At 41.7% G+C, this 16,344-nt stretch carries 3 protein-coding genes; all 3 read right to left on the bottom strand.

Features of this window, described 5'->3' with window-relative positions:
- Window positions 1-74: 74 nt before the first annotated feature.
- Genes PHI47_RS10745 through PHI47_RS10735 form a run of 3 tightly spaced genes read right to left on the bottom strand, consistent with a single transcriptional unit; the run spans window position 75 to window position 16,338 of the window.
- Window positions 75-782, bottom strand: a complete 708-nt coding sequence (locus PHI47_RS10745) for a hypothetical protein (protein ID WP_299937033.1) — start codon at window positions 780-782, stop codon at window positions 75-77.
- Between the two features lie 48 nt (window positions 783-830).
- Window positions 831-15,071 carry a calcium-binding protein gene (locus PHI47_RS10740; protein ID WP_299937032.1) on the bottom strand — a complete coding sequence of 4,747 codons (14,241 nt, stop codon included), beginning with the start codon at window positions 15,069-15,071 and terminating at the stop codon, window positions 831-833.
- Window positions 15,061-16,338, bottom strand: a complete 1,278-nt coding sequence (locus PHI47_RS10735; protein ID WP_299937029.1) for a hypothetical protein — start codon at window positions 16,336-16,338, stop codon at window positions 15,061-15,063. Before PHI47_RS10735 ends, PHI47_RS10740 begins: the two co-directional genes overlap by 11 nt.
- Window positions 16,339-16,344: the final 6 nt, after the last annotated feature.

Genomic DNA, 16,344 nt, shown 5'->3' with positions numbered 1-16,344 from the left:
TAAGATAAATTATATTGAAAAATTCATAGATTATTACTGGCTATTTACATATCTATGCAATGTTTGTCAATCATTTAATCCATTTTGATTGAAATGATTTTTAGGATCATTTCTGGGATTAATACATACACTAGAAATACCACAACAGATATGATAAACGTATTTAACCGGATCACATAATTATGAGACGGAAGTAATTTATCATATTTTTTATATATTTTGAAGAAACTTAAAATAGCCAATAATACTGCTAATGAAAACATGATTATTAAGAGAAGAATATCAATATTAGCTTTTTCAATATTACATATTAAAAAAGTAAAATAAGTTGCATATACACCCAATACAAGAAAAGTATTTTCTGTTACAGGGCTCATCTCTTTATCTTTAAAATGTTTGGGTAAAGCGGCAGCAAAAACAATAAGTATTGTAATTATTAAAAAAATAATGATCTTATTAAAGCTATCAATAATATCAAAGGAATATTCAGAAGACCCATATGAAATTAAAAATATCAAAACAGGGAATAGGAAAGTGATCTTGTTGTCGTAACGAGTTAACTCTGTATTTTGTTGTTTGCCAAAATAACTAATCAGCCCAATAAAAATCGGTGGAGTAACAATTAGTAAAACAAACTCCCATTCATTCAAATCAGCCTGATCAAATAGCGCAAAATATTGTGTATATAACATTTTCAGCATTAAAATCGCAATAAATACTATTGCCGATAAACTCAAAGAATTTATTATCTTTTTTATTGGCGTTATATTGATAAAACTCATGTCAAAATCCCTTTGTTAGAAATTAGAAGTCTCTCCAATAAGGAGAGATTATTGATGCCACCCACTAACAATGATGTTCATCAGTGCTTCGTTATTCTGAATCTGGCTATTGTCTTTGAGATGGAATCCGTGATCTTTGCTGTAGGCATTGATCTGTTGAACGATTTGATCGATATCGGTATTACTGAGGTAACTGCCGTCACTGAGCTCGAACTTCTCGATTTGGTTGCCTTCACTCTTTTGGTTATTGATCGTAATAAACTCATTCTCTCCGTATTGGAGCAAGAGGTCGTTTCCTTTCATAAAGAAGCTGATATCGTCTTTGGTAATACCTTCACTGAATTTGACGGTATCGTTCCCGCCGTCTTGCCCGAACCAGCGACCGAATAGATTGAAACCAAAAACATTCTCATCAATCGTAGTGTTATTAGAGCCTTTGGTCATGAGATAGGTGTCATTTCCTGATCCTCCGCTCAGGGTGTTCATACCTTCCCCTCCGTTTAAAAGATCATTACCGTTCCCGCCGAGAAGAGTATCGTTACCTTTACCGCCAAAGAGTTTATCATTGCCTTCATCGCCGTTTAGGGCATCGTTACCGTTATCACCATAGAGGATATCATCATTATCGCCTCCGAGAAGGTTATCATTTCCTTCGCCACCGATTAAGAGATCATTACCCTCTTGTCCATTGAGCGTATCATTCCCTCCATTACCGAAGAGGGTATCATTGCCCGCTCCGCCGAAAAGAACATCAGAATTGTTATTTCCGACAAGAAGATCAGCTTTAGTGCTTCCCCAACCAATACTAAAGAAATTTCCGCTGGTTCCGATTTTTTCTTTGGATAGGTTGATATTTTCCTCTGCCGTTTGAATACTTTCTACCCCTTTCGTCGGTGATGTGAAGTAATCCTCTAGGATAATATCATTTTTATCTTTGACATCGATACGGAGGTTATTTCCTTCTTGGAGGAAGGTGAGGTTAGCCATCGAGATATCACTCATAAGCAGAACATCTACTCCGTCATTGTCGTTGATACTCATACTTTGACCACTATAGGTGTAGTGCCAGTCCGGCGTCATTAGGTTGGTAAAGTTGAGTGTCGTCGTGATACTTTCACCGTGTCCGTCATCGATGCTGATCGTAGCACTGGACTCTCCGGCGTAGTAACGCTCTGCGTTGTAGCTCCACTCTCCGTTCTCATTGAGAGTGAGTGTTCCGTGTTCAGGTGTGCTAGTGATACGGTAGGAGAGGAGATCGCCATCGACGTCGGAGGCTTTGATGGCTCCAGTCGTTGATGTACTCGCATCCAAGGTAATAGGAGATGGCGTCTCGGTTAGGATCGGTGCGTCGTTTACCGCTTCGATGACGAGGTTGAGGGTTGCAGTGGTGCTAAGTCCGTAGGCGTTGGTTACTTTTATGGTGACGCTGTCCGAACCGTTGAGATCGGCATCAGGGACATAGTTCCACTCCCCTGCTTCGTTGATACTGAACGCTCCTTTACTCGAAGCATTGAGGATTTCATAGACCAATACTCCACCGATCGGGTTAGTGACGTTGAACACTCCATTGGAGCCAGTGTCTTCAAGAAGATCCGAAGTACTATCAGACAAGGTTGGAGCAGAAACTTTTATATCGAAATTTAGAATCTGGGTAATCACTCCTCCCTGAGCGTCGTCGATCATGATGACTGCACTATCCGTACCCATATAGCCATCCGTAACAGCATAGCTCCATGCGCCGTTTATATCGACACTCAGTGTTCCATGAGAGACTTGGGTACTGATGGTATAAGTAAGAATATCACCGTCTACGTCCGTAGCTCCGACTACGCCGCTTAGAATACGGATATCCTGAAGGGTATTGCTGATCTCGGCTGGTGCCTCGGGGACTTGATTGAGTAAACTAGCAACAAGAATACTCTCTCCATTGGCAAACTCAAAAGATTCTAATGCAAACCCTTTAAGATCGAAATTCGCAATATGGATAGAGTCACGACTTTGTGCAGGTATATCGGAATCGTATCCAAACGTAATCAGTAGATCATTCTCATCCAAGGAAAGTACAATGTCTTGGGAAGAGATATCTTCGCCGAACATAATGCTATCTACCCCGCCGAAATCCGTAATTACATCACGTCCGTCCCCTTTATTATAGAGATAAACATCATTTCCGTTGCCTCCATCTAGGGTATCATTTCCTGTACCGCCTTGAAGAGTATCACTTCCCTCTCCGCCGATCAAATAATCATCATCATCCAAACCTTTGAGATAATCGTTGCCGGCACCACCGTCAAGCAACTCCTGTCCATTTGCTCCGTATAAAACATCGTTAAAATTGCCGCCGATGAGTGTGCCGTCATTCTCTAGTACTCTGGCCGTTAAGTTTTTAGCTTCACGGGTATCGAGCAAGATATCGTACAACTCGCTTTTACTCAACGTTGTGGAATCATTAAATTCTATCGTCTCTATCGAACCGCTGTTATTAAAGATGTCCTTAATTAGAATCTGATTTTCCAACGATGAAAGTGCGTGATTATCATCGATACCATCTCGAATCCCGATCAGTAGATCATCACTGCCGCTTATCCATTTAACTATCAATTGTTCTTTTGAAATATCGGTTCCAAATTTGATCGAATCAGCCCCGTCCCCTTGATCGTCAATGGTTATTTTTCCATCTCCAAGGTTAAAGAGGTTGGTATCATCCCCATCTCCACCGATGAGAATATTGCCATAATACTCTTTTGACAAGGTATCATTATTGGTGATCGTGTCAAACGGATCATAAGCAAAGCCCACGTCTCTCATAATTCCGGTATTGCCAAGGGTGACGTAATTGGTTTCATTGAGTACAATGTTGCCATTCTCGGTGGTTTGTTCAAACGTAATACCGTTTGTAGTATTGAGATGCAATGCGAGAATTCCGCTGGTTTGAATGTTGGTTAATTCACCCTCTTCGGTTTTACCGTTCTGATTCGCATCTTTCCATAAGAGCAGATTACCGAATGCTTCATCACGATTATCGATTACGCCATCACTGTTACTGTCGTACTGAGCTAATGCCTCGTAGCCATTTTTAGCGAGTGTTCCATCGGAAAGTCTTGTAAAATTACCGAAATGTTCGCTACCGTCATTGATGATACCGTCTTGGTTAAGATCGGTGACCAGCATGACGTCGTCTTTTTCTGCCCATCCGGTATGTTCACGATTACCGTCGCCGTTATAATCAAAATAAGCATTCGACGTCTCAAGACTGGTTGAAGTAATACCGTTGTGGTTCAGATCTAATACGATAGGGGTAGCATATCCAGTAAAGTAATCTTGAATGTTGTACTCATTTCCATCAGCAAAACGCATTGTTTCTATTATGTAATAATCTTGATTTCCCCATCCACGAATTAATATTGAATCGTTTACTAAACCTTCAATCATCGGATCATGTATTTCGATCATTAAACCACTTTCCGTTATATATAGATTTAGATCACCGATACCAATACCTTCACCAAACTCAATAACATCTCCTAATGCACTATCATACATCGATCCGTAATCTTCAACAACATCATGTCCGTCGCCTCGATTAAAAACATAGGTATCATCCCCATGCCCACCATAAAGTTCATCATTTCCGGTACCACCTACTAATATATCAACGGCACCACTGCTGTCAAGATAAGAAAAATCTCCATATAAAATATCGTTTCCTTCACCCCCATATAAAGTATCATTACCATCTACTCCATACAGTAGATCATCTCCTATCCCTCCATTTAAAATATCATCATAGTTTGTACCGGCAATTGTATCGTCTTGATTGGTTGCTTGCAGAGCGATAATGTCATTAGTCAATAAAATACTTCCATCAGCCAATTGAATTCGCTCTATAGTATTATATGACCAACTGTAAATAGTTATTTTATCTTGAAGATTATCAAAATCAATGCCGTCTTCTTTAAGAGCAATGATGAGATTGTGTTGCTCACCGTCAAATTGATCTACTACTATTAAATCCTCTTTAGTGATACCTTCTCCGAATCGTATCGTATCAAATTTATCTCCATAATAACTATAATTATAACTATAGTCATCATCATATATAGTATCATGACCATCACCTCTATTGAAAATATAGGTATCGTTTCCATATCCACCGTATAGACCATCATCTCCTTGATTTCCGATTAGTGTATCATCCCCATATTCACCAAACATGACATCATTTCCACTTCCACCGTAAAATGTATCGTTTCCATTGCCGCCGTAATAAGAATCCCCATAATAATCATTATTTTGATTATTTCCATATAGCAATTCATAGGCTTGTTGAACTGTATAAGTTGTTCCATCAGCGAATGAGAAGTTATCAATCTGATATTCACTTAATAACATGTTTTCAATTGTTATAACATCTGAAAGTGTTGAAAAATCTTTTCCATCTTCTTTTAGCCCGATACGAATTTGATATCCATTTTGTTCAACTACAAGGTCATCAATAGTTATATTTTCTCCAAAAGACAAAGTATCAATACCTGAAATGTCAACTATCTGATCCTGCCCATCTCCACGATTGAAGATGTAGGTATCATTACCCGCTCCTCCAACTAAAGCATCATTACCTTCCCCGCCATCTAAGGTATCATTGCCATTACCACCATATAAGATGTCATTGCCTCCATCTCCATAAAGGGTATCGTTTTGCGAACCTGCTTCGATAGTATCATCACCCTCTTTGAGATGGATATTAATAGCTACATCATCTGGTACATTTATTCCATCACTATCATCACTAGGCAGCATCTCGATGATATTACTTGTCGTTAAGACTACTCCGTTGTCAAATGCAAGAGTCTCTACTCTATTTTCTGCATCAAACCAATTCGTTAAAATGACTTTGTCCTCAAGATTCTCAAAATCTACACCTGTTTCTTTGAGTGCTACAATAAGATCATATCCATCTTGTTTAACCCACAGATCATCTACACTAACCCCTTCACCAAATTTGAGCTGATCATTTCCGATGGCATCATAGATTGTATCGTGTCCATCCCCACGGTTAAAGATGTAGGTATCATTTCCATCTCCGCCCTCTAAGCTATCATTACCTATACCACCGGAAAGTTTATCGTTACCGACTCCACCATAGATGGCATCATCGAGTTCAATACCTTTGATGGTATCATCACCATCCGTCCCCGTCATGCTCATCATATTGGAAACATCTAGCGCAATCCCATCGTTGAATGCAATAAACTCTAATCGTGTACTTACCTCCAACCAATTGGTAATGGTGATTTTATCGCTCAGTTCGGCAATCTCTACGCCATCTTCTTTCAGCGCAATGATAAGATTGTTTCCATCTTGGAACAATACTAGATCATCCGAAGTAATCTCTGCTCCAAAGCTGAGAGTATCATATCCCTCACTATCACTAATCGTATCTAAACCGTCTCCACGATTGAAGATGTAAGTGTCATCTCCACTGCCCCCTTCGAGTGTGTCATCTCCCGCACCGGCGTCCAAAGTATCGTTACCCTCTCCTCCGATTAGAATATCCGTTCCGTCTTCGGTCTTGATATTATCATTGCCTCTGTTTCCATCGATGATATTGTTGCCACCTAGAGCTACGACTATATCATCACCCTCTAGTGCATCTATATAATTATCGCTGTTGCCATAAATCAGTTTATCATCGCCGGACGTGGGTTCAACACTCAAATATTTGATATAATCGATTGGTGTACCATCAGATAACACCATCTTTTCGATTCGATTGTTCGCAATAAACCAATCTTTGAGAACAATCTTATCGCTTATATCGGAGATAGAACCATCAACATCTTTAATGTAGATGATAACATCGTTATTATCTTTTCCAAAAATCAAATCAGCTTCACCGATTTCCGTACCAAATTTTAGAGTATCGTTTCCGGCATCGTAATAACTGTAGTTCTCCCCTTTTCGGCCATAGTCGTAAATGATATCCTGTCCGTCTCCACGGTTGAAAACATAGGTATCGTCACCTAAATGCCCTTGTAGAATATCATTGCCTTTTTGACCTTCTAACGTATCGGCTTCATTAAACCCGATTATGCTCTCATCCGCGTCACTACCGATATGGGCGATAATATCGCTCATACCCCATGTCGTCCCATCACTAAAACTGAAATTTTCGATCGCATAATAGGTTCGGCTGAGATCGCGTGAATTCGCCTCATCATACAAAGACCATTTTTTCAATGTAATTTTATCGGTCAGTTCAGCAAACGTCTTACCTGGTTCTTTGAGTGCTACAATCAGATCATCTCCACTTTGGACGAGAATCAGATCATCCGCACTAATCCCTTCTTTGAATTTGAGAGTATCATTTCCGCTTTGACCCCAGTTCGTAAAATCATCTTCGATGATCGTATCATTTCCATCTCCTCTGCCGAACAGATAGGTATCGTTTCCGTCCGCACCGTAGAGAACGTCACTTCCCTGATCTCCACCGATGAGATCATCGCCCTCTTCACCATAAAGACGATCGTTTCCACCATTGCCCATGAGGGTATCGTTTCCACCGCCGATATGGATGATATCATCTCCTCCAAGTGCATTGATACGGTTTTTCTCATCTCCGTATTCTAAATCATCGTTCCCTTCCGTCGGTGTGATGATAAAATCGGCAATCGATATTTCGCCCTCATTCTCTAGCACCATCACCTCTACCCGATTATCGATCGTCGCTTCATTAAACCACTCTTTAAGTGTCAGTTGATCGTTAGCACCAAGCGTCATCACCAAATCATTATTGACTTTTGTAATGGCAATATTTGATCGGGTAATACCTGAACCGAACTTGATAGTATCCAAACCGCTAGTATCTGTTATTGTATCTTTACCATCTCCGATAGAAAATACATAGGTGTCGTTTCCGGCACCGCCGTTTAATGTATCATCACCGATACCGCCCGTGAGATAATCATTCCCTCCAAGAGCCATCACTGTATCATTACCGGCTCCGCTTTCGATCACTTCACTAAACTCACTTCCTTGGATCGCGTTGTTTTCACTACCATAAATGTAGTATCTGCTTGTGATCCAGTTTTCATTAAATTCCAATGCCGGATAGCTTGCTGTTTTATCGATGGTTAGGACTTCACCGTCACTAAAAACGATTTGTTCAATTCCCTGATTTGGATTTTTCCAATTGCGTATAACAACGTAATCTTTGAGCTCGGTATAGGTCTCATGGACGGCATCGACTTTGAGGATCAGATCGTTCCCCTTGACTCCAATCGTAACCTGATTACGATTGATATCGTCAAATTTGAGCGTATCGTTCCCTGCGTTGACAGCAATCTCTTTATTAGCAAATTGGTCATTGATAACCACGGTGAAATCGTCTTTTTTATAGACATAGGTATCATCACCCAATCCGCCAAACATCTCCGCACCGTGGTTACTGTATAACGTGTCGCTCTCGGTGCTTAGTACCATACCGGCAATCTCGGATGCCGACATCATCGTCCCATCGCTAAACTGGATCGTTTCGATATTATTATTGACTTTGAACCAATCGCTAATGTGGATTTTGTCGCTCACTTCATCAAATGTTTTACCCTCTTCTCTAAGAGCAATAGTTAGGCTATAGCCCTCTTGTTTGAAAAGTAGATCACTTTTGATAATACCCTCACCAAGTGTTAACGTGTCATTGCCAGCATTGTTCCACGAATAATAATTGTCATTTAGTGCATCTTTGCCGTCCCCACGATTAAATACATACGTATCATCGCCTGCATCGCCATTTAACGCATCGTTTCCAATTCCTCCGTTTAGGGTGTCACTTCCAAAACCGCTATTGAGTGTATCGTTACCGCTTCCGCCGATGAGGGTATCATTACCACTGCTTGTGGTGATCGTATCGTTTCCTCCTAATCCATCAACCGTTATTGCACTGTCTGTATAGGTATAATCGAGAACGTCATCACCCTGTGTCGGTCGTGACCACATATCATCGAGTGATAGTTCTGTAGCGTCACTAAGCATGATTTTAGTGATAAAGTTATTTTGAATCGTGATCTTATCGCTCAATGTCTCGAAAGCTACCCCGCTTTCTTTGATCGCCACAACTAAATCGGAGCCGACAAATCGTGCCTCTATCTCATCGGCTGTGACCCCTGCCCCAAACAGGAGCGTATCATTTCCATACGAATACGTTATCGTATCTCGCCCATCACCGCGATTAAAGAGATATGTATCATCCCCTGCCCCGCCATCTAGGGTATCGTTTCCAGCTCCACCTTTTAGCGTATCATTTCCGGTACCGGTTGATACTGTATCGTTGCCTGCTAAGGCGTCGATGGTAATTGCCTCACGTAAATTCCCAAAATTGAGAGTATCGTCATTGCCTGTCGGTCGGGTCAATATAGTGCCAAGAGAAACTTTCGTCCCGTCACTTAATACGATGTTTTCTACGTTGTTTGAATTGATCGTAATCGTATCACTCCACGATTCGAACGCTATAGCGTTTTCTTTTAGTCCGATCACGATAGTTTGACCTATGAATTTCGCTTCTATATCATCCGCTCCAATCCCTTCGCCAAATCTCAATGTATCGTTGCCGTAAGATTCATTGATCATGTCTTTGCCGTCACCGCGATTGAAAACATACGTATCATTCCCATTACCACCGTTTAGAGTATCATTGCCTATCCCTCCGATGAGGGTATCATCCCCGTTTCCGGTTGTCAATATATCATTTCCGCCTAATCCATCGATCGTTTTGCTCTCATTGCCAAATACCAATAGATCATCATCTCCCGTGGCTACTTTGAGACTTTCCGTCGCTATTGAGGTACCATCGGTAAATGCTATCGTTTCTACCCGATTTGCAGTATTGTTATAATTTTGGATGATCACTTTTTGAGAGAGTTCATTAAATGTTTTCCCGTCTTCTTTTAGAGCGATGATAAAATCGTTTCCTATCTGCTTACCAACAATATCCCCTGATGTAATCCCCTCTCCAAAGCTAAGCGTATCACTACCGCCTTGGTCAATGATTGTGAGAGGAGCATCCGATCGGCTAAACGCATAGGTATCATTACCGGTAGAAGTAATGACAGGCACTACTGGAACAACCGGAATTTCAAAATTCGGAACCTCCACAGCCGTACCGTCTGAAAGAATAAAATTTTCGATACTGTTGTATTGATTGAAATACTCTAGTATAATTATCTGACCACCACCGTTTGCAATGGTAATGATTAAAGTATCACTTCCAGGGTAAAAAGAACTAGAAGCTGCCGTTGTTGCTCCCGGACCACCTCGGTGAAATGAGATATCACTCGCACTAATACCTTCCCCGAATTTAATAGTATCGTTACCTCCCTCTGTTTGAAGAGTACTGCTCGATTTCATCTTAAGTACTGATTGCCACATATAATATTGAGTGCCGGCTCTAGTATCATTAGATCCCGGTCGATTATCATCAAAAATAATGTCGCCTTGCTCCCCAGAATCCCCACGGTTGTACACATAGATATCATCACCACTTCCGCCTGCAAGAAAATCAGATTCACTGCCCCCTACCAATATATCGTTACCTGCTCCACCATACAGATCATCTGCACTGCCACCGCCATCTATATAATCATCTCCACTACCTGTATAGACAAAATCCGGCGAACCGAGAGCCTGAATTGTTACTGAATCGGTGGTATTTTCGAGATGGATTTTATCCATCCCCTGGGTGCCAAATTGCGTTTTGGTATCGATCACGATTTCACTCTCGTCGCTTAAAACAATCCGCTCTATCTTGTTGTTGTCATCGAGATAATTTTTGATCGTGACGACATCACTGAGTTCTTCAAACGGCTTGTCTCCCTCTTTGAGAGCGATCAGAAGATCCTGTCCGAAATACTTCGTAACGATATCATCTGCACTAATCCCCTCACCAAAACGGAGCGTATCGTTTCCGGCGTTGTCCTTTTGGGTGTTTTGGTATCCGTAGCTGTAGTCGTCATAGATCGTATCTTTGCCATCACCGCGATTAAACACATAGGTGTCATCACCCAATCCCCCCTCTAGCGTATCATTGCCGCTATTGCCGATCAGCGTATCGTTCCCGCCATAGGACATGATCGTATCATTCCCGCCGTTACCACTCACGGCATCGTTTCCTTCTCCTGTCACGAGAGTATCGTTTCCTTCTAGCAAATCGATAGTGTGATCATCGTTGCTGAGTATCAGGATATCATCGAACTCGGTAGGTGCATTAAGCAGCTCATCGATATCGACGATTTCATACCCATCCAGATAGATCGCTTCGATAGTGTTGTCACCGTTTTTATAGTTTTTGAGAGTAATAACATCACTGAGTTGATCGAATGCTACCCCCTCCTCTTTGAGGGCGATGAGGAGATCATTACCGACGAATTTGACCATCAGATCATCGATTGTTACCCCCTCGCCGAACTGTAGCGTATCGTGATCGCCGCTGTCGATAATAGTATCTTTGCCATCTCCTCTGAAGTAGATATAGGAGTCGTTTCCTAATCCCCCCTCTAATCGGTCATCTCCTCTACCGCCTATCAGTGTATCATTTCCACCCAATGCTTGGATGACGTCGTTGCCCCCTTTGGCATCGATGATGTCGTTTCCTGAGCTGAGCTGGATCACCTCTACCCCGTCGGTTGCTTGAAAGAGTTCAAATACATCTTGAAACTTCATCGTACTGCCATCGCCAAACACGATTCCCTCGACACGGTTGGTCGGTTTCATCCAATCGATGATGGTGATTTTATCGGTGAGTTCATCGAACGATTTCCCCTCCTCTTTGAGGGCGATAACGAGATCGCTGTTTCGGTTCAACCGAATCTCGACACTTTCTCGGGTAATCCCCTCATCAAATATCAGAGAATCAACTCCCCCACGGTCTGCTATCGTGTCGCTTCCATCCCCTCTGCGGTAGTAGAAGATATTATTTCCTTTTCCGGAGTTTAGCTGATCGTTACCCTCACGCAGGAGGATCTTCGTGTCACTATCGGAGAGGGTGATGAGTTCGTCTACATCGGTCGCAATGATGATACCATCGGTGGTATAGCTCTCTTTGGTTTCAAATGCACTGAGCGCTGTTCCCGTATAGATGTCGGAGACCAGTGATTGGACGATGTCGTTATCGATACTTTGAACGAGAGTGTCGATATCGTAGACCAATCCCCCCTGCTGCATCTGCATCACTTTGGCTAGATAGAGTTTTTCCTCGATCGTGTGGGTAGTGCTGTTGAAATACTCGGTGATTTTTGAGTTCATCGCGATCGCATCATCGATGATGAAACTTTGGGTATTTAGATCGTAGCGGGTATCGCTGAACACCTCCCCATACACCGACTGCATCGCAAATGTACTTTCGATTTTATCCGCTAATGATTGGTATTTCATCTCCATCGTCGCATTGGATATTTTTGCCGTAGTCGGGATTCTTCCGCTATTAAGGTTAGTGTTGTAATACGATTCTATTTGAGCAGTGTTGGTATTGGTCGCTTCGAAGCGTTCGACGATCCATGCATGTTTATCCGCTTCGACCATTTCAAACGTATCTTGGCTGTATTTCTCACGGAGTTGGTTGACGTAGGCGGTATAGCCGCTGTAGTGTTCGATGAAGGTATCGAAATCTGTCGCAATGGTTGCGGTATCTTTGCTCATCTCTACCGCTATCGCCTTAAACTCCGGATCCATGTTGTAACGGATGAAACTGTCATATACCAGTCCACTTCCTCGTAGTTGTGGGAGGAGGTTGGTGATCGGGTCAATGGTGAAATCAGGAATATCATTTATATCTACTTTGGTATCTTTGGCATCGGTAGCGAGTTGGATATCGGCGGCGAGTTCTTTGGTACCTGTTGTATCGGTGTATTTGCTCGCATCACTCAGGAGGTTACCGTTGACGTTAATATTGGTCGAGACGTAGTTTAAATCGATACTAGTGATCCCTGCTTCGCTTAGGCTTTGGAGCTCTCCTGCTTGTGCTTCTCCGTCTTGGTTGAGATCGTTCCATACTTGGAGTTGGGCGAAGAGTTCATCGCGTCGGTCGATCTTGTTGTCATGGTTGGAATCGATGGTGCGTTTGAGCTCTTCGAATCCGCTTTCATTGGCGTTACCGAATACTTCGTCGATTCCGTCGATTTGAGCGTTTTCATTTTTATCGTAGGTGAGGAGTGCATCAACTGGGCTAATCCACCCTACTCTCTCTTTTAATCCATCTCCGGTAATATCGAAATAGGTTCCTGAAGTCTCTAGTGCCGTGGTGGAGATGAAGCCGTCCATATTCATATCGAGAGCCAGTGGGTCGTGGCGTGGTTCTTCATCATCGTCGTATACGGTTGCTGTACCGCTGTTTAGGACTTTGACCTTGACACCGCTATAGGGACCGCTGTAGCTCGTAGTCGGGGTGAGGGTTGCTATATGGTCTATCGCTCCTTCATCTTTTGTATCGCCGTACCACGAGTGGGTGAAGGTGTGGCTTTTCTCTCCGCTTGTAAAGGTATAGCTTCCTTCATCGGTAGAAGAAACCGATACTTTTAATGTTTCTCCGTCTTCGAGTGCACGTGATAGGGTGACGGCAAAGGAGAGGCTTCGTTTTCCTGAGTTTCCTTCCATGGCGGATGCGGATTTGGTGATGCTTACATCGATGTCTCTGGTGTCGCTCAGTTCGATGCCGAGCTCTTTGTTACTCCATTCTTGGATGGTGATGGTTTTTGAGCCATTTTTCGCTGTGACGGTTAGGGTTCCTTTGGTTTTTGGATCGCCGTTATAGATGTAGTCATCATCTTCGTAACGTCCAGTATCTTTGTTTTTATACTTTTTACCGGTTAAATCAATACCGTCGAATTTTACTAATCCTTTACCGTCGGAGTCTTTGATGACATCGGAGTTATTTGCGAAGTAGGTATCAAAATCAGCTCCCCCTTCGAGAGTATCGCTTGCTCCGTCATCGTAGATACTATTGGTACTTCCTACTAGTATGTCGTTACCTGCTCCACCTTTGAGGGTATCACCCCCTTTGCCGCCTTCTAACCAATCTTTTCCACTTCCTCCATTGATGTCGTCATTTCCATCCATTCCATAAAGGTTGTCATTGTTGTCCGTATATTCAAAATCATCATCAGCTCCGCTAGAACCAAATTCGATTACTCTGTGACTACCGTCTTTCATTCCGAGGAAACTAACACCGTATTCGACATTATTTTTATGATCGATAATATACGTTTTTTGACCTCTCAAAAATTCACGAATAGCCGCTTCGGGATCGTACAATGAGTCCAAAATTTCTTTATAATGTTCTTGCTCATTTTTTGCTTTCCAGTTATGTACGTACAATAATAGTGCGCGGTCTTTTATATATTTAACCGAATAGTTTTGTGGGTCATCTTTTGCCGCAGTAGGACTGTCGATGTAGAATGAGTTGAGATCATTGAGTGCCTTCATCACTCGACCGTCTGATTTTGCTAAAGATTCGAGGACGGAGTTATCAAAAAAGAGCGGTTTGAGTGCAAGGGTCTGCGTATCGGAAAACTTGACGTTCATCGGCAGTGTTCCGTAACTGTCGTAGACGAATAATCCATCGATCAGTTTGGAAGTTCGGGCAGTTTCGAAAGAGGTGTTTCTAAGAATATATGTATTGCTGTTTTCAAAATATTCTAATTTTTTCCCATTCCTATCTGTCAAAATCCAATCGCCGATAATCGCTTTTGCTTTTAAAAACTCTTTTAATTTATCGGGAATAAGCAGTGCATCTGCCAATGTATAATCTACGGAGATATTAGTGATTGTTCCATTGGTACCATCAGTCTTTTCTACTTCATAATCAGGACCCCATATAATATCGTAACCTTTATCGGCGATATTGGAAAGAGTATTACCTGCTCCGGTGCTTATCGCAACATTCGCCGCACCTTTTAGTCCGAGACCTCCGAATGCAAACGATATAGCATCCCATGAAACTCCCGCTACTGCCTTTGCCAATGCTTTTGGCCATGGGTCGTTTGAGACACCGTAGTTAATAATACTTGATGCAGAAACCCCCAATCCAGTATTAAAAGCAAAAAATGTAATTTGATGCCCTTTTACTAGATTATCTGCATTGACTCCATACTCTACAGCTAATGCAGTGATAGCATTCACTATCATCGTATAATACTCTGGTACAGATTTACCGTTCTCCTGCATCCATTCAGCCAGTCCACTCTCAACCTGCGCACGCTCCGTCGGGTGTGATTGTGCGATTTCCGTAATATTATCTGCCATTGTTTACTCCTTGGGTTTGTTTTTGTTGCAATTCACGAATATGTTTTATATTCGCACTCATCTCCATTGAACTACTAAAGCTTTCTACTCGATATCTCTCTTCTATACAAGCTTCTCCTACTGCCATATATTCAAAAGGGATTTTGCATATATATTTAGCTACATAATAAGGATGTTCCTGATTTTCAATTTTGAAGTCATAATTTTTCTTCTCTCGTCGTGAAAGTGATTGAAATGAACTATTTGAGGTTCTATATGCCCAGTCGGTATATTCTTTGTAGTAATCTACAAACTTCAAAAAGTTAGGATTTTTGCAGGGATAAACATCATCTTCATCTGTTTGAAGATTACTCCATGCCACGTACCCTCTGACTGCACCCCAGTAGTAAGAAGCCTTGATGCGGGGATGTTCTTCAAACACTTGTGCAAGTTCTTTATCTTTTGTCATTGCATCATGCGTTTGATCCAAGATAGCCAGATAGTGCATAAAATTATTCTTTAATACGTCATCTCCGTAGAACTTTTCCCATTTTTTCTCATAATAACGGCGATCATTGGTATCAGAATTTAGTTCGGCTCTGTATAAAATATATTCTTTATAATACGGAGCCATCGATGCGATCACCAAATATCGATCTATCCGATCAAACTCTTTGTCCTTCATCGGTGCTTTACTTAAAATGTCCATGGCACTATATATTTCATCTAAAGTGTTCAATAACTCAGGTTTCATTGACGCCGCAGGGTTGGTAAAATCCAACTCTCTTGCTTTGGATTCATCCGTGATCGGAGCGAACATTGTTCCGGCATAATCGATTAAGTGAAATTTGTACTTCCAAATCTGGCGTTCTGCATCGGTTGCGGGAATATGCTCATCTGTTTTTGTCAGAACAAACGATTCCACCATATTTAATGGTTGTAAAAGTGAATTATTTGGATAAACAAACTGCAATAACCCAGCTTTTAAAAGAAAAACATATTCCCCCGCAATCGCATAAGCTTTTGCCTCTTTATAAGCTCTATCTTCCCATAGATAATCACTCGCCTTATCGATATAGAAAAAACCGAACGAAAAGATATACAGAGGGGCAAAGATTTTCAGACTTTTTTTGATACTTAAAAAGCTCAGAAGCTTTTCGTTTGTCGAATGTCGAAGATGCAATACCCCTCGAATCATCCCTCCTATAACAAAGAGAAAAGCATAGATGACTATTCCCCCTATTAAAACAAACAGCCAGTAGTAAAAAAACGATTCTATATATGCCATTTATGC

Origin of the sequence: Sulfuricurvum sp., assembly GCF_028713855.1 — a bacterium.
In the GTDB taxonomy this organism is placed as follows: domain Bacteria; phylum Campylobacterota; class Campylobacteria; order Campylobacterales; family Sulfurimonadaceae; genus Sulfuricurvum.
The sequence above is the reverse complement of the archived record's forward strand: the minus strand, read 5'-3'. Positions and strand labels throughout refer to the sequence as shown.